The sequence below is a fragment of the Trinickia fusca genome, assembly GCF_003628145.1.
Taxonomy (GTDB): domain Bacteria; phylum Pseudomonadota; class Gammaproteobacteria; order Burkholderiales; family Burkholderiaceae; genus Trinickia; species Trinickia fusca.
Window position 1 is genome coordinate 148,085 of record NZ_RBZV01000007.1, and the last position, 22,061, is coordinate 170,145.

General features: G+C 62.6%; 16 protein-coding genes. 12 read left to right on the forward strand and 4 right to left on the reverse strand.

All coding sequences use genetic code 11. The features are described 5' to 3' along the window. The first annotated feature begins 195 nt into the window (after positions 1-195). The 5 genes from D7S89_RS27495 to D7S89_RS17445 all read left to right on the forward strand — a co-directional run bounded on the left by D7S89_RS27495 (position 196) and on the right by D7S89_RS17445 (position 4,966). Entirely contained in the window at positions 196-360 is a 165-nt protein-coding gene (locus D7S89_RS27495) for a hypothetical protein (RefSeq protein WP_183085257.1), read from the forward strand. A gap of 58 nt (positions 361-418) precedes the next feature. Then, complete coding sequence (galU, locus tag D7S89_RS17425; protein ID WP_121279238.1) at positions 419-1,297, forward strand: UTP--glucose-1-phosphate uridylyltransferase GalU; 879 nt, start codon at positions 419-421, stop codon at positions 1,295-1,297. Between the two features lie 308 nt (positions 1,298-1,605). Then, positions 1,606-1,956 (forward strand): hypothetical protein, encoded by a 351-nt coding sequence (locus D7S89_RS17430; protein WP_147426698.1) that lies wholly within the window; start codon positions 1,606-1,608, stop codon positions 1,954-1,956. Between the two features lie 180 nt (positions 1,957-2,136). Next, on the forward strand, positions 2,137-4,269 hold the full coding sequence (locus tag D7S89_RS17435) for a phosphocholine-specific phospholipase C (protein WP_121279242.1): 2,133 nt from the start codon (positions 2,137-2,139) through the stop codon (positions 4,267-4,269). A 250-nt stretch (positions 4,270-4,519) separates the two neighbouring features. After that, complete coding sequence (locus D7S89_RS17445; protein WP_121279244.1) at positions 4,520-4,966, forward strand: HU family DNA-binding protein; 447 nt, start codon at positions 4,520-4,522, stop codon at positions 4,964-4,966. Positions 4,967-5,090: 124 nt separating this feature from the next. Here the strand turns inward: D7S89_RS17445 and D7S89_RS17450 are convergent, their stop codons facing one another. From D7S89_RS17450 to D7S89_RS17460, 3 genes are all read right to left on the reverse strand, one after another. Continuing rightward, entirely contained in the window at positions 5,091-6,551 is a 1,461-nt protein-coding gene (locus D7S89_RS17450; protein WP_121279246.1) for a cytochrome-c peroxidase, read from the reverse strand. Between the two features lie 121 nt (positions 6,552-6,672). Then, positions 6,673-8,370: a phospholipase C gene (locus D7S89_RS17455; protein WP_121279248.1), complete on the reverse strand. Its 1,698-nt coding sequence runs from the start codon at positions 8,368-8,370 to the stop codon at positions 6,673-6,675. Between the two features lie 355 nt (positions 8,371-8,725). After that, on the reverse strand, positions 8,726-9,907 hold the full coding sequence (locus D7S89_RS17460) for a porin (protein WP_121279481.1): 1,182 nt from the start codon (positions 9,905-9,907) through the stop codon (positions 8,726-8,728). Between the two features lie 503 nt (positions 9,908-10,410). Between D7S89_RS17460 and fdnG the strand changes: the two genes are divergently transcribed. The 4 genes from fdnG to pilV all read left to right on the forward strand — a co-directional run bounded on the left by fdnG (position 10,411) and on the right by pilV (position 16,826). Then, positions 10,411-13,482 (forward strand): formate dehydrogenase-N subunit alpha, encoded by a 3,072-nt coding sequence (fdnG, locus tag D7S89_RS17470; protein ID WP_147426699.1) that lies wholly within the window; start codon positions 10,411-10,413, stop codon positions 13,480-13,482. Between the two features lie 9 nt (positions 13,483-13,491). Next, positions 13,492-14,415, forward strand: coding sequence for a formate dehydrogenase subunit beta (gene fdxH / locus D7S89_RS17475; RefSeq protein ID WP_121279254.1), 924 nt, complete (start codon positions 13,492-13,494; stop codon positions 14,413-14,415). Continuing rightward, positions 14,412-15,047: a formate dehydrogenase subunit gamma gene (locus tag D7S89_RS17480; RefSeq protein ID WP_121279256.1), complete on the forward strand. Its 636-nt coding sequence runs from the start codon at positions 14,412-14,414 to the stop codon at positions 15,045-15,047. Before fdxH ends, D7S89_RS17480 begins: the two co-directional genes overlap by 4 nt. A gap of 465 nt (positions 15,048-15,512) precedes the next feature. Continuing rightward, on the forward strand, positions 15,513-16,826 hold the full coding sequence (gene pilV / locus D7S89_RS17485; RefSeq protein ID WP_121279258.1) for a shufflon system plasmid conjugative transfer pilus tip adhesin PilV: 1,314 nt from the start codon (positions 15,513-15,515) through the stop codon (positions 16,824-16,826). A gap of 191 nt (positions 16,827-17,017) precedes the next feature. Here the strand turns inward: pilV and D7S89_RS17490 are convergent, their stop codons facing one another. Then, on the reverse strand, positions 17,018-17,623 hold the full coding sequence (locus D7S89_RS17490; protein WP_121279260.1) for a GNAT family N-acetyltransferase: 606 nt from the start codon (positions 17,621-17,623) through the stop codon (positions 17,018-17,020). Between the two features lie 104 nt (positions 17,624-17,727). On the opposite strand from D7S89_RS17490, the gene fdhE reads away from it, so the two are divergent. The 3 genes from fdhE to selB are packed head-to-tail and all read left to right on the forward strand — an operon-like array spanning position 17,728 to position 22,061. Further along, the gene (gene fdhE / locus D7S89_RS17495; protein ID WP_121279483.1) at positions 17,728-18,666 is read left to right on the forward strand and encodes a formate dehydrogenase accessory protein FdhE; all 939 of its coding nucleotides are present in this window, start codon (positions 17,728-17,730) and stop codon (positions 18,664-18,666) included. A gap of 3 nt (positions 18,667-18,669) precedes the next feature. Then, positions 18,670-20,142 (forward strand): L-seryl-tRNA(Sec) selenium transferase, encoded by a 1,473-nt coding sequence (gene selA / locus D7S89_RS17500; RefSeq protein ID WP_121279262.1) that lies wholly within the window; start codon positions 18,670-18,672, stop codon positions 20,140-20,142. 2 nt (positions 20,143-20,144) lie between these two features. Continuing rightward, positions 20,145-22,061, forward strand: coding sequence for a selenocysteine-specific translation elongation factor (selB, locus tag D7S89_RS17505; RefSeq protein WP_121279264.1), 1,917 nt, complete (start codon positions 20,145-20,147; stop codon positions 22,059-22,061).

Genomic DNA, 22,061 nt, shown 5'->3' on the forward strand with positions numbered 1-22,061 from the left:
CGCGCGCGATGCCGCAGGTCATCCTACGGCGAAAAAAATCGGGGAAAAGCGGGAACCCAGGCTAAGCGATGACGAGCGGCGAACGCCTTTGCATGGCGAGCTTGCGCAAAAAATCTGCTTGTCGGTAGCGAGGATTATTGACTGGTTTTTTCATGTTAGCTTGCTTCGACGACAGGTCGCTAACGGAGTCACGCGATGGACTTGCATTGGATTGCCGGAGTCGTGGTGCTGTTGATTCTCGTAGCCGTATCGGCCTATCGGGACGCGCTCGATCGTGAGCGTTCCGCGAGCGCGAGGATGATGCATGGCGACCGTCCGAATGTGCGCGATGCCGATCAGGGGGCGGAGCGCTTTCAATAAGTGCTTTTGACGATTGAGTCAGTCTTCGAATAACAATTTCCCAAGTAGGGGACGAACGATGTTGAAAGTCACCAAAGCGGTGTTCCCGGTGGCAGGGTTGGGTACACGGTTCCTCCCGGCTACCAAGGCAAGTCCGAAGGAGATGTTGCCCGTTGTCGACAAGCCCCTCATTCAATATGCGGTGGAAGAGGCGATCGAAGCGGGCATCACGGAGCTCATCTTCGTGACGGGTCGCAGCAAACGCGCGATCGAAGATCACTTCGACACCTCGTACGAGATCGAGGCCGAACTCGAAGCGCGTGGCAAGGACAAGCTGCTCGAGCTCGTGCGCGGCATCAAGCCGAGCCATGTCGATTGCTTCTATGTGCGGCAGCCGGCGGCGCGTGGTCTGGGCCATGCGGTGCTGTGCGCGGAGAAGCTCGTGGCGGACCATCCGTTCGCCGTGATCCTCGCGGACGATTTGCTGCATGGCGAGGAGCCAGTCATGAAGCAGATGATCGATGTGTTCAACCACTATCACAGCTCGATCGTTGGCGTCGAAGCGATCGCGCGTGAGGACAGCCGCTCGTACGGCATCGTCGAGGGGCGCGAGTGGGAAGAGGACATCTTCAAGCTCTCGGGCATCGTCGAGAAGCCGACGCCCGAAGACGCGCCGTCGAACCTCGGCGTGGTTGGACGCTACGTGCTGATGCCGAGCATCTTCTCGCATCTGCGCAAGCTCGAGCCGGCCGCGCTGGGCGAGCTGCAACTGACTGACGCGTTGCACTCGCTGCTCTCCGAGGAACAGGTGCTCGCCTATCGCTACTACGGCACGCGTTTCGACTGCGGCAGCAAGCTCGGCTATCTGAAGGCCACGGTCGAGTTTGCGTTGCGCCACCCGGAGATCGGCAGCGCGTTCGATTCGTATCTGCGCGACTGCGTGACCCATCTCGCCTAGCAGGCGGGCCGGCGATGCGGGCCTTGTGGTCCGCGTCGCCTGACGCTTGCGCAACGGCGCCTCTCGCTTCACATGCGAACCGTTCTGTGCTGCGCTTGCGCGCGGTTCGCATGCTGCACGTTCCCTCTCCCTCTCCCTCTCCCTCTCCCTCTCTAATGTGCCGGCCCGTGCTTGCCGCATGCACGAGTTTGGTTCATAACGTCTTCATCAATAAGACACGATTCGTTCTTATGCTTGAGCGCCATTCGGCCGGCGCATGGGCGATCGACGCATACCGCGCCGGCAGGACGAATCGACAAGGAGGAGATGTGCCGATCACATTCCGATCCGCGGGTGCCTCGCATCGCAGACGCGCGTGGGTCGCGCGCGCGCTTCGCGTTGGCGTGGCATCGCTCGCCTGCGCAGTCATCACTGCGTGCGGCGACGGACATGCCGATGCCAACGATCCGGGCCTCACGCGCGAGGCCGATCATGTGCCGATGCTGCCAGGCTCGGGCACAGGCACGAGCATCCGCGCAGGCGGTACGACTGATGTCAATGCGCATGGGTCGACGCCGAATCAAGCCCCGCTCGCCCAACGTTTCGGGGCAGCCCCCCCTCCCATCGATGTGCCCGCCTCTGGCGGGTTGTTGCCGCCTGTCATGCATACGGTCGACTGAACCCGGCATGGGCCGCGTTCGCCGCGCGGCATGCGTGACGGCGCAGTAGGTTGGCAGTCCGCGTTCGTTTGTTGCATTTGCATTTGTTTCACCTCGCCGATGTGCATCGTGCGTGCGCTGCGTGAGTCGAGTAGCGTGCGATGCCGTCGTTCTCCTTCCTTCCTCGAACCCGAATCGAATATGACTTCGACAAGCCGCCGTGACTTCCTGCGCGCCGCTGCTCAAGCAGCAGGCGCCGCCGCCGCGATGGGCGCACTGCCCGCCGGCATTCGCAATGCGCTCGCCATCCCCGCGCACAATGCGACTCGCAGCATCAACGACGTCGAGCACATCGTGATCCTGATGCAGGAGAACCGCTCGTTCGATCATTACTTCGGGACGCTGCGTGGCGTGCGCGGCTACGGCGACAAGCGCACGGTCACGTTGCCGAACGGCAAGCCCGTGTGGTACCAGCCGCTGATCGCGGGCCTTGGCTACGTGCTGCCGTTCCGGCCGACGGCTCCCGACCTCGGCATGCAGTTCGTTCAAGACCTGCCCCACGATTGGGCGACGACGCACACCGCCTGGAATGGCGGTCGTTACGACAAATGGGTCTATGCGAAGGGCCTCACGACGATGGCGCACCTCACGCGCGAGGACATCCCGTTCCACTATCAGCTGGCCGATGCGTTCACCATCTGCGACGCCTATCACTGCTCGGGCATGATGCCGACCGACCCGAACCGCTACTACATGTGGACGGGCTGGGTCGGCAACGACGGCAGCGGCGGTGGCCCCGTCATCGACAATGCCGAAGCCGGCTATTCGTGGTCAACGTATCCCGAGGTGCTGCAAGCGGCGGGCATCTCGTGGAAGATCTACCAAGACGTGGGCAACGGTCTCGATGCGAAGGGCGCTTGGGGCTGGACGCAGGATGCCTACATCGGCAACTACGGCGACAATTCGCTGCTGTACTTCAATCAGTATCGCAACGCCCAGCCCGGCGATCCGCTGTACGACAATGCGCGCACGGGCACCAACGTCGCAGCCGGCGGCGATTACTTCGATCAGCTCAAGGCCGACGTGCAGAACAACAGCCTGCCGCAGGTGTCGTGGATCGTCGCGCCCGAAGCGTATACGGAGCACCCGAACTGGCCGGCCAACTACGGCGCGTGGTATGTCGACCAGGTGCTGCAAGTGCTCACGTCGAACCCCGAGGTGTGGAGCAAGACGGTTCTGCTGATCACCTACGACGAGAACGACGGCTTCTTCGATCACGTCGTGCCGCCGTTCGCGCCATGGTCGACGGATTCGGGCAGCTCCACCGTCGATACGAGCAACGAGTATTTTGGCGGCGCCGGCGCGAATCAGGCCGGGCCGTACGGCCTCGGGCCGCGTGTGCCGATGCTGGTCGTCTCGCCGTGGTCCAAGGGGGGATGGGTCTGTTCGGAGACGTTCGACCATACGTCGATCATCCGCTTCATCGAAAAGCGTTTCGGCCAGAACGGCAACCTGGGCACGTCGAATATCACGCCGTGGCGCCGCACCGTCTGCGGCGATCTGACACGCGCGTTCGATTTCCGAAACCCCAATGCGGCCTTTCCGACGCTGCCCAGCACCGCCGGTTACGCGCCACCCGATCGCAATCGGCACCCCGACTACATTCCCCTGCCGCCGCTGCTGCCGTCGATGCCGACGCAAGAGCCCGGCGTGCGGCTTGCGCGCGCGCTGCCGTATGAGCTGTTCCTGCGGACGCACGCCAACGCGAGCGCGGGCCAGCTGCAAATCGAGTTCGCCAACCGTGGTGACGCGGGTGCAGCATTTCTCGTCTACAAGACCGGCGCCGGCGATGTGCCGCGCGCCTATACGGTCGAAGCAAAGAGGAGCCTGGTCGATACGTTGCCGCTCAATGCCGACAACACGTATGCCTTCGACGTGCATGGACCCAACGGATTTGTGCGCGGCGTCAAAGGCCGCGCGACGACGCCGTCGCAGCATCACCACCATCACTGGTGGCAGACGGAGACAAGCACGGCGCTGCCCGACGTGGCCGAGGCCTACGACGTCGCGAACGGCAACATCGCGTTGCGCCTGAAGAACTTGGGCACGGCGGCCTGCGAATTCTCGGTGTACAACGCATACGACGGCAGCACTACGAAGCAACGCGTGGTCGGCGGCGAAAGTGCGGACCTGTACCTCGATTTGCGCGCATTCCATAGCTGGTACGACTTGCGTGTGACCGTCGATACCGACGCGTCGTTCGAAAGAACGCTGGCAGGCCACGTCGAAACGGGCCGTAGCAGCATGAGCGATCCGGCCTTCGGCGCCGCTTGAACGAGGTCTCGCCTTGCTGGCGAGACCTGTCTCACCGCTATGTTTTACCCCGCCTTCAACAAGAGGTTTTGCATTGAAGGCGGGGGCTGTCACCGCAGACAGTCTGCCGAACGCAACATTTCCTGCCTTTAAGGTGCCTGCGCACACGAAAACTAATGCATGAAGCGGCGCAGCGCTTGTAGAATCCGGCGTTGAAGCAGCGCGCATGGCGCAGGCTTCGTGCGTTCAACGACCAACAGGTAGGAGAAACATGTCGACTTCCGCAAAGAAGGTTGCGAAAAAGGCAGCCGCACCGGCGAAGAAAGCTGCTGCTGCTAAGAAAGTGCCCGCAAAGAAGGTCGCGGCTAAGAAGGTCGCCGTGAAGGCGTCCGGCGCTCCGACGCCGATCAAGGACACCTTCACGAAGGCCTCGCTGGCTGCCCACCTCGCGGAGCGTGCCGCAGTTGAGCCGAAGTCCGTCAAAGCCGTGCTGGCTGCGCTCGAGGACACGATTCTCGGCTCGGTCCACAAGAAGGGTGCAGGCGAGTTCACGCTGTCGGGTCTCTTGAAGATCGTCGTCCAAGCCGTTCCGGCGAAGAAGAAGCGCTTCGGCAAGGATCCGTTCACGGGTGAAGAGCGCTGGTTCCCGGCCAAGCCGGCATCGGTGCGCATCAAGGCACGTGCACTGAAGAAGCTGAAGGACGCCGCTAGCGCGTAATGCGCTTGCTGCAAAGCTTTCAAGGCTTCAAATAAAAATCCCCGCGAGGTCGGATGCCTCGCGGGGATTTTTTTTCGGCGCGCGCCGGGTGTGCGCGCCTGCTTCGCAGCGGTGACTACGATCGCTACTGCTGCTGCGACGACTGCGTCCGGTCGTCGGGACGATAGCCATCGGTGAGGGTTTTCAGGAACGCGATGATGTCTTCGATGTCGGCCTGCGTCATCGAGGGGGCATCGCCGAGCTTGCGATCGAACGGCGCATCGGTCTTGTCGATGTTGGCCCGGTACTTGGCGGGCAAGTCATCGTATTGCTCGACGTGACCTTGCGCATCGTGCGGATAGATCTTGCCCGGCTCGATGTCGCGCAGGTTGTAGAACGCCATCACCTGATCGAGCGAACGATAAACGCCGTTGTGGAAGAACGTTTTACGCGTGGCCGAGTTACGCAACGTCGGCGTGAGGAACATGCCGCAGTATTGCGTCTGCGTTGCCAGATCGGTGCGATGCGGGCCGCACAGACCCATGTCGTAGTAGTTCGCGTCGCGATTTACGGCGAGCTGCGGGTTGCGCGGCACGCCCAATGATTCGTACTGGTAATCGGTGAACATCGGCGGCAGGCCGTCCTTGCCCGGCTTCGACAGATGGCACCCCGCGCAGTTGGCCTTGTGCGGATCGTTGAAGAGCCGCAGGCCGCGCAACTCCGCTTGCGTCAGTCGCGCGCGTCCCTCGAGCCAGTAGTCGTACTTGCTCGAATACGGATGGAACGACGGGTCTTCGACTTGAAAGCGCGCGACCGCGAACATCGCTTCCGAGAGCGCGAGGCGCGGGTTCTTGAAGATGTCGGGGCCGAACAGCTGAATGAACACGTCGCGGTACGCGCTGCGGCTGAACTTCTCCGTGACTTCGTCGACGCTCGTATTGGCCATTTCGACGGGATTGAGCAACGGACCGAGCGCCTGGTCTTGCAACGTATCGACGCGACCGTCCCAGAAGAGTCCGCCTTGCGGGACCATCTCCGGTGCGGCCGGCGCCGCGCCCGCGGTTTTCTGGGCGCGCGTGGTGCCGGCCGCGGCGACCTGCTGGGCCACTTGCGCTTGATTGACGGGCTCGTCGGCGTCGGCCTGATCGGGGCCGATGCCGAAATTCGGTTGCCGGTACAGATACATCAGCGACGGGGGCGGCCGATCGCCCTGCAACGTTAGCGACGGTCCTCCGAACTGCACGGGCAGCGGATTGGCTGGGCCATAGGCATGCTCGGCGCTGTGACACGATGCGCACGACATGCGGCCTGATGCCGAGAGGCTCTGATCGAAGTAGATGCGCTTGCCGAGCTGCGCCATCGCGCTCAGCGGCGCGGTGGCCGGGCGCTGCAGATGCACGGGGTGCGCATTGGCGCCCGTCAGTTGCTCGACGAATTCGCCGATCGGGCGCGGTGTGTGTTGCGGATAGGCGAGCGCCCACGCGCAGTAGCCGGCAGCCGCAGCGACGACGAGTGCGGCGAGGGTGCGGACGCGCAGACGTCGGCGCGTGGCGGGCCGGGCAGTATCGGCGGAAGCAGCGGACAAGGCAGGATCGTGCTGTTGCATTGCGTTCGTCGGGAAAAGCGAAGTCGAATCGTTAACGGAAAAGCCACAGCCTGTTGCCAGGCTGTGGCGTGTCGGGACTGGCACGCCCGAAGGCGTGCAGTACCGGTGCAGTCGAGCTGAATCAGCTTTGCGGTGCCGTCGAGACCTGCGTGCCCGTCGTCGGGTCGAGATACAGCGGGGTCGTCACAGCGCTGCCGCCGAAGTTGAACATGCTGCGGATGTCGCCAGCCGTCGCGTCGAACGAACCGCCGCCAAGACGTGCACCACCGAGCCAGTTGTCTTCGATGAAGCGCGTCACCGAGGCCTGGTTGATCAGCGTGTGGTCGACGTAGTTCTTCTTCGCCCACGGCGAGATCACGAGGAACGGCACGCGCGTGCCAGGACCGCAGCGGCCGTTGACGGGCTTGCCGTTCACGCCGTTCGGAGCCGGCGTGCCCGTCGAACCGCACTGGCCCGGCGCGTTGAGCTGGTCGGCGACGTTGTCGAACGAGGTGGAAGTCGGCGTCGCATAGGCGTGGTCGTACCAGCCGTCCGAATCGTCATAGGCGACGATGACCGCCGTGTTGGCCCAGTCGGGTTGCTGCTGCAGGAAGTTGATGACCTTGGTCACGAATGCCTGCTCGTCGAGCGGATCGGAGTAGCCAGCATGGGAGTCCTGATACGCGGGCGCCTTCAGGAAGCTCACCGACGGGAAGTTGCCGGCCTTCACGGCGGCGAAGAAGTCATCGGTGTCGTACTGGTGGTTGGCCGGATCGGCGGTCTTGCCGTCAGCCTGGAGCGAGTAGCCGATCGCGGCAGCCGCGCTCGGGCGCGAGTGCTGCGGGTTCGACGTCGACGCGTAGTACTGGAACCAGTTGTGGTGCGGGATGTAGTCGGCCGTCGCGCTGCCGCCGACGACTGCCGACGTCGTGCTGCGCGCGCAGTTGGTCGTGCCGTTCGCGTTCGTCGTCTGCAGGTTGAAGCCGCCCATGAAGCCGCCCCACGTGATGTTCTGCGCGTTGAGCAGGTCGCCGATGTTCTTGCCCGTCATCATCGCCTGGTCGGTCGTGCTCGAGCACACGTCGTAGCCAGGGTCGACGTCGTTGATCATCGTCAAGCCGCCTTGGCCGTCGTTCACGTAGTACGAACCCGCCACCGAAGGCTGCGTGCTCGATTTGACGACCTGCATACCGTTCGTCTGGCCCGAGATCACTTCGAGCGCGCCCGGCGTCGAGGGACCGTACGTCGACGTGTACGCGTTGTCGCTCATCGCGAAGTTCTGCGCGTAGTTCCACAGCGCAGTGACGGTATTGCCGTCGTAGTAGCCCATCACCTGGCCGTTCGTGCCGAATGCGCCGGCGCCACCGCTCGTGCCGCGGCCCGTGTACTTCGGAAAGAGGTCGGCCAGACCGTTGTCATAGGCTTGCTGCTCGGCCGTGTAGGCGTGGTTCTGGCTCTTCGTGGCCGCTTGCGAGCGGTCGAGGCGGAACGGGTTCGACGCGCCCGCGCCGTTCAGCGCATTCGTCGCGTTGCCGTTGTTCGTCAGCAGCGCCGTCGTGAGGCCGTTGACGGCCGGCGTATTGGCGGCCACCGTGAACGCCGGTTCGCCCGCCGGGTTCGTCGCGTTCGGATAGGTGCCGAAGTAGTGGTCGAACGAGACGTTCTCGTCATAGATCACGACGAGGTGCTTGATCGGCGTGGTCGTGGCGAGAGCATCTTGCACGCTCGTCGTCGAGGACGAAGACGATGCCGGCGTGGAATTGTTCGAGCTGCCGCATGCCACGAGTGTGGCGAACGATGCGACGGCCAGCATGATGGGGCCAACCTGACGGCGAAACATGAGGACACGCTCCTGTTTTGTCGTTGCTGCGGCGCCGGGTCGAGCCTATCTATATATGCGCTTCTCGAGCAAATACCGATTCCACGGCGCCGACGCCAACGATTGATTGTTGTCGGAAGAACGGCGCATTGGATCATCTTCATATGAATGTTCGGAGGCATATCGCTTTCTAATTGTTTTCAGTCGCTTTCGAATGGCATGAGGAGCGCGTATGCCAAGTGCCGGCAACTCAAGTGACGTGCCTTGCCCACCATGAAAAAAAGCCAGCTGAAGGTTGCCCTTCAGCTGGCTTTCGATACAGCGCGCGATAGCGAGCTTTCGCTCTAATCGCTGGCTAGCCGGTTTGCGTCGGCGATCAGAACTTGTGACGCAGGCCCAGGGCTACGAGCTCTTGCGAGTTCGTGCCGTTGTAGCCGTACGAGCCAATCGAAGCTTGGGCCGGCGTCAAGCCGCCGGAGCCGTTGCTCGTGTTGCCGCTCGCGTGCTGGTACGCGCCGACCAAGTACACGTCCGTGCGTTTGGACAGCGAGTAGTCCGCACCCAGCGAGACCTGGTGGTACGTCGCCGACGTATCGCCGCTCGACTTCGTGTAGCTGTAGCCGAGGCCCACCAGCAGAGGCGGCATGACTTGGTAGTTAACGAAGCCTTGGCCCGTGTTGTACTTCTCGGTCGAGCCGAACGTCGAGAAGCCGTCCGGCTTGTATTGCGCGTTGCTGTAGCCGAGACCGGCCGTGAAGGGGCCGATGACGTACTGCGCCGCTACGCGCGCGATGCCGATCGACTTGGCCGATGCGTAACCCAGGTTGATGTTGCTGTCGAACGTGCCGCCCGACGTGGCCGACGCACCCCAAGTCACACGCTGGTTACCGGCGTTGTTGAGGTTGCCGCTGTTCGAATTGTTGGCATAGAAGTAGCCGGCAGCCACGCCGATCGGGCCGTTGTTGTAGGACGCCGCGAGCGACCACGTTTGACCGCTGCCCGTCTGGCCGGCGATGCCGCCGAACGCGTACATGCCTTCGAACTGGAAACCGGCGTAGTTCACCGACGTGTACTTGATGGCCTTGTCCGTGCGCGAGCTGTTGTCGTAGTTGTCGACGTCGCCTGCCGTCGCGAACACGCTGCCGAAGTAGTTGTCGGCCGTGATGCCTTGCACTTGGTCGACGACCGGGTCGTATTGACGGCCGAGCGTCAGCGTACCCCATTGGTTGCTTTGCAAGCCGACGAACGCCTGACGGCCGAACTCACGGCCGCTCTGGCCCAGCGTGCCTTTGCTCGGATCGAAGCCGTTTTCCAATTGGAAGATCGCAGCAAGGCCGCCGCCGAGGTCTTCTTGACCCTTCAGGCCCCAGCGCGTGCCGGACAGGTCACCGCCGCTCGCGTTACCGAGCGCCCACAAATTCTTGTTGCCATCTGCGTTGTGCACGTACGTCAGCGAGTTGTCGATGACACCGTACAGCGTGACGCTGCTTTGCGCGTGCGCTGCACCAGCGGCAGCCAGCAACGCGAGCGAGAGGGTCGACAAAGCGATTTTTTTCATCATTTCTCCACGCGAACGATAATTTAAAACTGCCGGGAGAGAATAGCCGAACGCTTTGCACGCGACGAATGGAAAAAAACAGACTGTCGCCAAAACGAAACAGACACGGTGCTTAGGTGCGGTAAGAAGGCATAAGTAATTATTGCGCGTACCGAAACATTGAATTGGCAGATTCGTAATATTGGTGGCGCGCGCGCGTGTTATTCCCAATTTGCGTGCAATGGAATGTGAATTTTCCCAACAATGGGCATAAAAATCCCATAAATGGACGGCGTCGGCGAACGATTGATTATCTGTTGATTATGTTGCGACGCATCAATTCATTCGCATGCATGGGCGCGGCAGCGCGGGGTGCTTCGTCGACCAACCAGCGCTTTGGTGCCTGTATGTCGGCTCGCGCACACTGCGTATCGCGCCGCAGCATGACCGCTATTCGCGGATCGGGCGCGCGCCGCCTACACTTCTAAGCACTCCAAAACGACCCAATAATCGAGGAGGAGGCCATGCTGCAGATGTCCCGACGCCAGTTCCTCAAAGTGACGGCGTCCTCCCTTGCCGGTTCGAGCCTCGTATTGTTGGGCTTTTCGCCGGCCGATGCGTTAGCGGAGGTGCGGCAGTACAAGCTGCTGCGCACGACCGAGACGCGCAACACCTGCCCCTATTGCTCGGTCGGCTGCGGCGTGCTGATGTATGGCCTCGGCGACAACGCGAAGAACGCGCTGCCCAGCATCATTCACATCGAAGGCGACCCCGACCATCCCGTCAATCGCGGCACGCTGTGCCCGAAAGGCGCGGCGCTCATCGACTTCATCCACAGCGAAAGCCGTCTGCGCTACCCCGAGTACCGCGCGGCCGGCAGCGACCGTTGGCAGCGCATTTCGTGGAATGACGCGCTCGACCGCATCGCGAAGCTGATGAAAGAGGATCGCGATGCGAATTTCATCGAGACGACCGACGACGGCCTGAAGGTCAACCGCTGGCTGACGACGGGCATGCTGGCCGCATCGGCGAGCAGCAACGAAGTCGGCTACCTGACGCACAAGACGGCGCGCAGCCTGGGGCTGCTGGCATTCGACAATCAAGCGCGTGTCTGACACGGCCCGACGGTGGCAGGTCTTGCCCCGACGTTCGGCCGCGGCGCGATGACGAATCACTGGGTCGACATCAAGAATGCCGACGTGATTCTCGTGATGGGCGGCAATTCGGCCGAGGCCCATCCGTGTGGCTTCAAATGGGTGACGGAGGCCAAGGCGCATCGCAAGGCGCGGCTCATCGTCATCGATCCGCGCTTCACGCGCACGGCGTCGGTTGCCGATGTCTATGCGCCGATCCGCACCGGTACCGACATCGTCTTTCTCGGTGGCGTCATCAACTATCTGCTGACCAACGACAAGATCCAGCACGACTATGTGCGCGACTACACGGACATGTCGTTCATCGTGCGAGAGGACTTCACATTCGTCGACGGTCTGTATTCGGGTTACGACGAGAGCAAGCACGGCTACCCCGACAAGTCGACGTGGGACTATGAACGCGGCGACGACGGTTTCGTGAAGGTCGATGCGACGTTGCAGCACCCGCGTTGCGTCTACAACCTGATGAAAACGCATTACGCGCGCTACACGCCCGAGATGGTCGAGAAGACATGCGGCACGCCGCGCGAGCAGTTCCTGAAGATCTGCGAGATGCTGGCCTCGACCGCCGTGCCGCAGCGCGCCGCGACGATCCTCTATGCGCTCGGCTGGACGCACCACTCGGTCGGCGCGCAGATGATCCGAACGGGGGCGATGGTCCAGCTGCTACTGGGCAACATTGGCGTATCGGGTGGCGGCATGAACGCGCTGCGCGGCCATTCCAATATCCAGGGGCTGACCGATCTCGGCTTGATGTCGAACCTGCTGACGGGCTACATGACACTGCCCGGGCAGCAGGAACAAGACTTCGAGGGCTACATCGCCAAGCGTGCGCTCCAGCCGCTGCGGCCGAATCAGCTCAGCTACTGGCAGCACTATCGCGCGTTCTTCGTGAGTCTCATGAAGGCCTGGTGGGGCGACGCGGCGACGGCCGCCAACAACTGGGCCTACGACTATCTGCCCAAGCTCGACAAGTCCTACGATCTGATGCAAGGGCTCGAGCTCATGTACCAGGGCAAGATGAACGGCTACATCGCCCAGGGCTTCAATCCGCTGGCGGCTGCGCCGAGCAAGGCCAAGACTGCTGCGGCGCTGGCCAAGCTCAAGTGGCTCGTGATCATGGACCCGCTCGCGACCGAAACGTCGGAGTTCTGGAAGAACCATGGCGAGTACAACGACGTCGACGCGTCGCGCATTCACACCGAGGTCTATCGTCTGCCTACGACGTGCTTCGCCGAGGAAAACGGCTCGCTCGTGAGCTCGAGCCGCGTGCTGCAGTGGCACTGGTGGGGGGCGGCGGGGCCCGGCGAAGCGCGCAGCGACCTCGAGATCATGGGCGGCCTGTTCGTGCGCATCCGCAAGCTGTACCAGACGCAAGGCGGCAAGTATCCCGATCCGATCGTCAATCTTTCGTGGCTCTACGCGAATCCCGAGAGCCCGACGGCCGAGGAGCTTGCCAAGGAATACAACGGCTGCGCGCTCGCAGATCTACCCGACCCGAAAGATCCCACCAAGGTGCTCGTGAAAAAGGGCGAGCAGCTGGCGGGCTTTGCGCAGTTGAAGGATGACGGTACGACGGCGAGCGGCTGCTGGATCTTCTGCGGCGCGTGGACGCAAGCCGGCAACCAGATGGCGCGGCGCGACAACGACGATCCGACGGGCATCGGCCAGACGCTCGGCTGGGCCTGGGCGTGGCCGGCGAACCGGCGCGTGCTGTACAACCGGGCGTCGTGCGATGCGAGTGGCAAGCCGCTCGACCCGACGCGCAAGCTCATCGCGTGGAACGGCAGCACGTGGAGCGGCCCCGATGTGCCCGACTTCAAGCTCGACGAGCCGCCCGAAAACGGCATGGGCCCGTTCATCATGCAGGCCGAGGGCGTGGCGCGCTTTTTCGTGCGCGACGCGATGGTCGAAGGACCGTTTCCGGAGCACTACGAGCCGTTCGAAAATCCGCTGGGCTTCAACCCGCTCAATCCGCACAACCCACGCGCGGTCAGCAATCCGGGCGCGCGCGTGTTCGACGACGATCGCGCGATGTTCGGCACCGTCGCGCAGTATCCGCACGTGGCGACGACGTATCGGCTGACCGAGCACTTCCATTACTGGACCAAGCACGTGCGCCTGAACGCGATCCTGCAGCCGGAGCAGTTCGTCGAGATCGGCGAGGATCTGGCGCATGAGCTCGGCATTGCGAACGGCGAGCGCGTGAAGGTGTCGTCCAAGCGCGGCTACATCGTGGCCGTGGCGCTCGTCACCAAGCGCATCAAGCCATTGATGATCCAAGGCAAGAAGGTGCAGACGGTCGGCATTCCGCTGCACTGGGGCTTCATGGGACTCGCGAAGCCGGGCTATCTGACGAACACGCTGACGCCGTCGGTCGGCGACGGCAATGCGCAGACGCCCGAGTTCAAATCGTTCCTCGTGAAGGTCGAGAAGGTGTAGGGGGCGGCCATGAGTATGCAATCGCTCGATATCAAGCGCCGCTCTGCGACGACCGTGCAGCCGCCGTCCGTGCGCGAGCCCGCGGCGGGCACCGTCGCCAAGCTCATCGACGTGACCAAATGCATCGGCTGCAAGGCCTGCCAGGTCGCATGCATGGAGTGGAACGATCTGCGCGACGAGATCGGCTCGAACGTCGGTGTCTACGACAATCCGTCTGACCTGACCGAACACTCGTGGACGGTCATGCGCTTCACGGAATACGAGAACCCTTCGGGCAACCTCGAATGGCTGATTCGCAAGGACGGCTGCATGCACTGCGAAGACCCGGGCTGCCTGAAGGCCTGTCCTGCGCCTGGCGCGATCGTGCAGTACACGAACGGCATCGTCGACTTTCATGAAGAGAACTGCATCGGCTGCGGCTACTGCGTGACCGGGTGTCCGTTCAACATTCCGCGCATTTCGAAACAGGACCATCGCGCCTACAAATGCACGCTGTGTTCCGATCGCGTGGCGGTCGGGCAAGAGCCCGCCTGTGTGAAGACGTGTCCGACCGGGGCCATCGTGTTCGGCACGAAAGACGACATGAAGACCCACGCCGCCGAACGCATTGCGGACCTCAAGGAGCGCGGCTTCGACAAGGCTGGACTGTACGATCCGCCCGGTGTCGGCGGCACGCACGTCATGTACGTGCTGCACCATGCCGACCAACCGTCGCTCTATCACGGCTTGCCCGACGATCCGCACATCAGTCCGTTCGTATCGTTGTGGAAGGGGATATCGAAGCCGATCGCACTCGGCGCGATGGCGCTTGCCGTGCTCGCGGGCTTTTTCCACTACGTGCGCGTCGGGCCCAGCGAAGTCTCCGACGCCGACGAAGCGAAGGCGCGCGACGAAGCGCAGCGCATTCGGGAACAACGCAAGGAGCGGCCATGACTCCCGCGGATCGCGACATTCCTTCCAGGATCGTGCGCTATACGGCCGGCGAGCGCGCGCTGCATTGGATCACCGCCATTACGTTCGTGCTGCTCGCGTTGTCAGGCCTTGCCATGTTCCATCCGGCGATGTTCTGGCTCGCGACGCTGTTCGGCGGCGGACAGTGGACGCGCATTTTGCATCCGTTCGTCGGTATCGTGATGTTCGTTGTGTTCTTGTTACTGGCGTTGCGCATGGCGCGGCACAACCTGCTCGATCGCGACGATGTGCGCTGGCTCACGCAATTGGACGACGTGCTGGCCAAGCGCGACGAAGCGTTGCCAGACGTGGGCCGCTACAACGCAGGGCAGAAGCTCCTGTTCTTCGTGCTGGTGCTATGTCTGCTGCTGTTGCTCGTCAGCGGCATCGGGATCTGGCGGCCGTACTTCGCATGGAAGCTGTCGATCGGCACGGTGCGTCTCGCGTCGGTTGTGCATGCTGTCGCTGCGTTCGTGCTGATTCTCGGCATCATCGTGCACGTGTATGCGGCCATTTGGGTCAAGGGCTCCGTGAGCGCGATGATTCGCGGCACGGTCACGCTCGGCTGGGCGAGGCGTCATCACGCGAAGTGGTTTCGTGAAAGCATCAAGTGACTTCCGAGTGGCTTTCACGCGGCCTGACGCATCGGTCAAAGCGTACCGCTCGCGCTAGCGTACGCAGTCCCAAGTAAAGGACGCGCAACGACAGTACGGGATAAACTGTCTATATGTTTGTATCAATATATTGATACGGACTGTAAGAGCACGATTCTCGTACCCATTCCTTCTGCCTGAGCTTGCGGTAACAGGATCTGCCACGTGCACGTCTCCCCCGTGATCCGATCGAGGGCCGTGTCTGCCGCTGACCATTGACCGTCGGCCCTCCGTGCCGTTTGCATCGTTTCGACAGATGTCCTTCCGAACGCCGGCTGCCATGCGCACCGAGATCCCGCCTGCTCGAGCACCACCTTGCGCTTTCTTCGAAGGTCGCAGCCCATTGCTTGCGGCCAGACGGCTTGCTTGGCATTTCCACGAGGGACATCGCCTCGTGAACGCTCACAACTAAGAGGACAGAAAACGATGGATGCAATTCTCGGGTATATCGTTGCACTCACCCTATCGATGATCGGGGTCGCGGGCTTTACCACTTGGGCCAGACTCGGCGTGGCGAACGTGCAAACGGCGGCCACGGCGGACCAGATGCTCACGTTCGATAAGGCCGCCCAGCAGTACGTGCAGGACAATGGCTCGACCATCGCCACACTCGCAACAGCCACTTCACCTGTTACCGTCACGCCTGCGATGCTGATCGCCGCTGGGTATCTGCCGAACGGCTTCTCCCCTACCAATGTGTTCGGACAAACGTGGCAACTGCAGGTGCTGCAGCCTTCGGCAGGGCAACTGCAATCGCTCGTCACCTCGCAACTCGGTAAGCCGATCTCCAATACCCGGCAGCTCGTGCAGATCGCCGCGCAAGCCGGTGCGCAAGGCGGCTTCGTGCCTTACGCCAATCAAGCCGGCGATGCCTCGATGAGTCCGGCCAGCGCGAACGGCGCTTACGGCGGATGGAAACTACCGCTAGCCAACTACACGAACCCCGGCAGCGGGCACCTCGCTTCGTTGCTCGCGTTCACCAACGTGCAATCGACCAACGCCTATCTGTACCGTGTCGCCGTACCGGGACACCCCGAGCTCAACACGATGCAGACCGCGTTGAACATGGGCACCCATGACATCAACAGTGCGAACGATGTCAGTGCTGCCAACGTCAATGCAACGAACGTCAACGCCACTACCGTCAATGCCGAGGGCGCCAATGTTCAAAATCCTGGCGGCACATCCATCGTCACGGTGGGTAGCACCAAGCTCTCGGGTGCTGGCTCACAATCGTATATCCAAGCAGACGGCGGCGCCGTGCTGACCAACTATGCCGGGAGTACTTATGCACCGCTGACGGCCGGCAGCGTCACGGCCAACGGCAGCGTCACGGCCAACGGCAACGTCACGGCCAACGGCAACGTCGACGCAAGCTATGTTCAACCGCACGGTGGCGCGACGGTAGGCCAACCGTGCCCGTCCAACGGCATGATGGGGAACTCCGGTACCGGGCCATTGTTTTGTCAGTCCGGCGTATGGCGTGGGCTGATGTCGAGCACGCATGTGACCGACTACGGTTGGCCCGGAAGCGGAGACGGGACGTGGGACATCGGCTGGCACAACTACTGTGCGATTAGCCATTACGACACCTATCAATCGACGGATCCAGAGGTCTTCCCAGTCAGCGGTCCGAATTCGTCCGGACAATACGACTGGAACATATCGACCTGCAATACCGGCTCCGGATGCCATGGCGTCACACACGGGACGGACGCGATATGCCTGGACTTCGATTGATTTGTCCGCTGATCGTAGCGCCGTAAGTCCTTCTGCGTGACGCTACCTCCAATCCGCATGGCGTCGTGCCCCGACATTCGGAGGGGCCGTTTGCCCATGCGTCGTCGCCGTGCTTTCCAACTCAACGATAACGATCTGCGCTCCGTCGGGCGCGCTAATGTATTCGGTAGCGTCGACGGAGGCCGGGAGTATCAGTCTGCGGGGCACATCCCGGGCTTTCGATGGGCCACTTGCTGCCGCGCGGCCCAATCGCTACGGATGAGACCGTACAACGCGCTGTCCGACACCTCGTCACCGACGATCCAGCGCTCCCGTAGCAGCCCTTCTCGCACGAAGCCTGCGCGTTCGAGTGTGCGTGCGGAGCCCGTATTGCGCGGATCGATGTCGGCTTCCAGTCGGTTAAATCCGAGGGTGTCGAACCCATAGTCGACCACGGCTTGCGTCGCTTCCGCGGCGTAACCCTGGCCCCAATGAGACCGGTGTACGCCGAAGCCGATCTCGGCGCGCCGGCATGACGCTACGACGTGGAATAGCGTGCACGTCCCGATCAGCTCGCCGCTCTGATCGCCCTGACTCAATTGGATCGCCCAGTTGACATGGGCCGGCGGATTGCCACGGCGCATGAGCCGGTCCAGATACTCCGCTGCTTGTTCCAGACGCGTCATGACCGGGAACGACCAGTAGCGCATGAACTCGGGATCGGAATACAGGGTGAATAGCGATGCCACATCGTCTTCGCGCAAGGGACGCAGCGCAAGGCGAGCGGTGTGCAGCGTGACGGTTTCGGTCGGCAGCATGAGCGGCGCCTGGCAAGCGGATGAAAGTTTGCAGTGTAAACGTACATTTACGTTCGACGCTTTTTGTCATACAACCGTAAGGTCATCGCTTGCAAGGTGATGCCGTGATTCAGCGAATTCTTCAGCCTGGCGAGATCGAAGCGCTCGATCGGACGGCGATTCCGCGCGTCAGCTTGCCGGAGCGCAGCACCGTATTCGCCAACCGGGCGGCGCGCCTGCGCAAGCTCGCCGATCACCATCCGGTTTCCGGCTACCTGCGTCTGATGGCCTCGCTCGTCGATGCGCAGCATCAAATGCTCGAGCGCTTTGCCGGCAGCATGCCTGCTCGCGAGACGATGCCGATGCAAGAGGCACAAGCGCATTCGATGCCGATCTTGCCGGCGCTGGGCCGTCCGCGCGACGCAGTGTGGTGCGGCGTGTTGCGGGAGCTCATCGATCGCGTCGATGCGGCCGGGGACGTGACTCCGGCGCTCGGCAAACTGCTCGATGCGCTGCGCACGATGCCCGAAGCCGAACTCGAAGCTGCCGCCGACGCGGTGCTCGACCTGCGCTTCGAGCAGATCGATGCGGCAGCTGCACCGTTCATCATGGCCGCGCTTCAAGTCGTGTGGACCGATGCAGCCTGCCGACTCGACGTGCGCGACGTGCCTTACGTCGAGTTGCCGGGGGGGTGTCCCGTTTGCGGCTCGTTGCCGGTGGCCAGCATCGTGCGCATCGGCGGCGCGTATCACGGCTATCGCTACTTGCAATGTGGCTTGTGCGCGACCGAGTGGCACATGGTGCGCGTCAAGTGCTCGCATTGCGATTCCACCAAGGGCATCGCCTATCACGGCATCGAAGGCGCCGGCGAAGCGCTGAAGGCCGAATCGTGCGACACGTGCGGTACCTATCGCAAGATCGGCTACCAGGAGAAGGACTACGACATCGAGCCGCTCGCCGACGACCTCGCGAGTCTCGCACTCGACCTGTTGATGAGCGAGGCCGGTTACCGACGGGCGGCGCCGAACCCGCTGTTGTGGCCGCTCGCAGCCGACGACGAATGACACATGAGCACGACCGACCGGCGCGCCAAAGTATCGCCTTCGCCCGATAGCGACGAACGGCAGGCACAGCTTGCTCGTCTGCCGTCGGTCGACAGCGTGATGGCGATGGCGCGTGTGGCGCCGCTCGTCGGCGAGTATGGGCGCTCGCGCGTAGTTGATGCCGTGCGGCAAGTGCTCGATGCTTGGCGTGGGGAAGTGCAACGAGGCATGGCGTCGGGCGAGGTGATGGCCGTTGATCGCGATTGCCTCGTCACGGCCGTGACCGAGCGGCTCGCACGCGATGCGCGAAGCCGCATGCGGGCCGTCTTCAATCTGACGGGCACGGTGCTGCATACGAACCTCGGGCGGGCGCTGCTGCCCGACGCGGCCGTGCATGCCGTCGTCGAGGCGATGACGCGGCCGGTCAATCTCGAGTTCGACCTGGAAGCGGGCCGCCGTGGCGATCGCGACGAGCTGGTTGCCGATCTCCTCTGCGAGCTGACCAGCGCGCAGGCCGCGACCGTCGTCAACAACAACGCGGCGGCCGTGTTGCTGATGTTGTCGGCGCTTGCGGTCAGAAAGGAAGTGATCGTGTCGCGCGGCGAACTGGTCGAAATCGGTGGATCGTTTCGCATCCCCGACATCATGCGTAGCGCGGGGGCGAAGCTGAGAGAAGTCGGCACGACCAACCGCACGCATGTGGCCGACTATGAAGCGGCGATCGGTCCACGTACTGCATTGATGATGAAAGTGCATTGCAGCAACTACGCCGTTAGCGGTTTTACGGCAGCGGTGTCGCTTCGCGAGCTGGCACCCCTTGCACAAGCGCACGGTCTACCGCTTGCCGTCGACCTTGGCAGCGGCACGTTGATCGATCTGGCGCAATGGGGACTGCCGCGAGAGCCGACCGTGCGCCAAGCGCTGGCCGAAGGCGCGGATCTCGTTACGTTCAGCGGTGACAAGCTGCTCGGAGGGCCGCAGGCGGGGGTGATCGTCGGTTCGGCCGAACTGATTGCGCGGATCAAGATGCATCCACTCAAGCGCGCGGTCCGGGTCGGGAAGATGACGTTAGCGGCGCTGGAATCAGTCCTGCGTCTGTATCGAGCTCCCGAATTGCTTGCCGAGCAGCTGACGACGTTGCGTTTGCTGATGCGTTCGTCAGATGCGATCCGCGCATGCGCTGAACGGGTGCAGCCAGTGTTGCAACGTGCGCTCGGTGCGGGCTATGTCGTCAGTGTGCAGATGATGGCGAGCCAAATTGGCAGTGGCGCGTTGCCGGTTCAAAACCTGCCGAGTGCCGGCCTGATTGTGCGCGAGGCATCCGGCAAACGCAGCGGTCGTGCGTTGATGGCACTCGAAGCGCGTTTGCGTGCGTGGCCGCGGCCTGTGCTAGGACGCATCGCAGATCAAGCACTGTGGCTCGATCTGCGTTGCCTGGAGGCGGGCGATGAAGCGGCGTTCGTCGCGCAATGTGTGGAGCAGAGTGAGGTGGGCTGACGATGATCGTCGGTACGGCGGGGCACATCGATCACGGCAAGACGACGCTCGTGCGAGCGCTGACGGGTGTCGATACCGATCGCCTGAAGGAAGAGAAGGAGCGTGGCATTTCGATCGAACTCGGCTATGCGTACGTGCCGCTTGCGAACGGTTCGGTATTGGGGTTCATCGACGTGCCGGGCCATGAAAAGCTCGTGCATACGATGGTCGCGGGGGCGTGCGGGATCGACTTCGCATTGCTTGTCGTGGCAGCCGACGACGGCGTGATGCCGCAGACGCGTGAGCACATGACGATCGTCGGCATGCTCGGCATCGAGCATGGAGCCGTTGCGTTGACGAAGGTCGATCGTGTTGATGAGGCGCGTCGGAGCGAAGTGATGAGCGAGGTGCGTGCTTGGCTCGCGGGCACGGCTTTGGCGACAGCGCCGATCTTCGAGGTCGACGCAACACGTGATGACGATGTCGGTGTGCTCGCGCTGAATGCGCATTTGCATGAGCAGGCGCTCGCATGGCAAGGCCGACGCGACGACGGGCTGTTTCGGCTCGCAATCGATCGTGTGTTCACGTTGCCAGGGGCAGGCACGATTGTGACGGGGACGGTTTTCGCCGGGTGTGTGCATATCGACGATATGTTGGTGCTCGCGCCGCTTGGCGAGCCGGTTCGTGTGCGGGGGATTCACGCACAGCATCGCGCTGCGGCGATTGGGCGTGCGGGCGAGCGTTGTGCGCTGAATTTAGTGGGTGTTGAGAAAGAGCGTATTGCGCGTGGTGATTGGATTGTCGACGCTCGTCTGCGGGAGGCTTCGACGCGTTTGGACGTTGAGCTTGCGATCGATGCCGATGCTGGTTTGAGGTTGCGGCATTGGACACCGTTGCATGTGCATTTGGGTACGCTGCATCGTGTTGCTCATGCGGTGTTGCTAGGTGGCGGTGACCATGCGTCGCGCGTGCAGCTGGTCTTCGACGAACCTGTTTGCGCGTTGACGGGTGATCGCTTCATCGTGCGCAATGCGCAGGCGAACTGCACGGTGGGTGGCGGACGCGTGCTCGATCCGTTCGGGCCGGCGCGCAAGCGTGGCGGGTTAGAGCGTCGTGCGTGGCTCGATGCGCTGGCTCAGTGGGTCGATACGGGCTGCATTGATGCACTCGTTGCGAAGGCGCCTTCTGGTCTTCGGTGTTCGGTGATCGAGCGATTGACGGGGCGTGATATCGGGACGATCGGGATGGCTGAAGATGTGCTGATGGTGTCGGTCAAAGGAGCAGGAGAGGGGGAGGCGTACGTCGTTCACCGCGAGTGCTGGAGGCGCATGCATCTGCAAGTGATTGCGGCACTCGAGACGTTTCATGCCCGTACGCCCGACGAGCAGGGCCCGGACATCGCGCGGCTAAGGCGGATCGCGTTGCCGCTTGTTGACGACGCGCTATGGCGCGCGCTTGTCGACGCGATGACGGCGGCGGGTGAAATCACGCGCAGTGGCCCATGGCTGCACTTGCTAGGGCACACGGTTAGCCTTGATGTCGATGAGCAGTGTCTTGCCGAGCGGTTGTTGCCGCTGCTGCGTGAGAGCGGTTACGAGCCGCGTTGGGTGCGGGAGTTGGGTGCGACGGTCGATGTGCCGGAGGAGCGCGTGCGTGTGACGTTGCGCAAGTTGGCGCGTCAAGGCGAGGTGTATCAGGTCGTGCACGATCTTTTCTATCACCGAGAGGCGGTGCGTACGGTCGCGCAATTGATTGCGCAGACGATGCGCGACGGTGACGGCCAGCTCACGGCGGCCACGTTTCGCGACGTGACTAACCTTGGGCGCAAGCGCGCGATTCAGGTTTTGGAGTTCTTCGATCGCGTTGCCTATACTCGCTTCGGCCGTGGGGTGCGGCGGTTGCGTAGTGATAGTCGGATGTTCGACGGTTGGTTGGGGTGA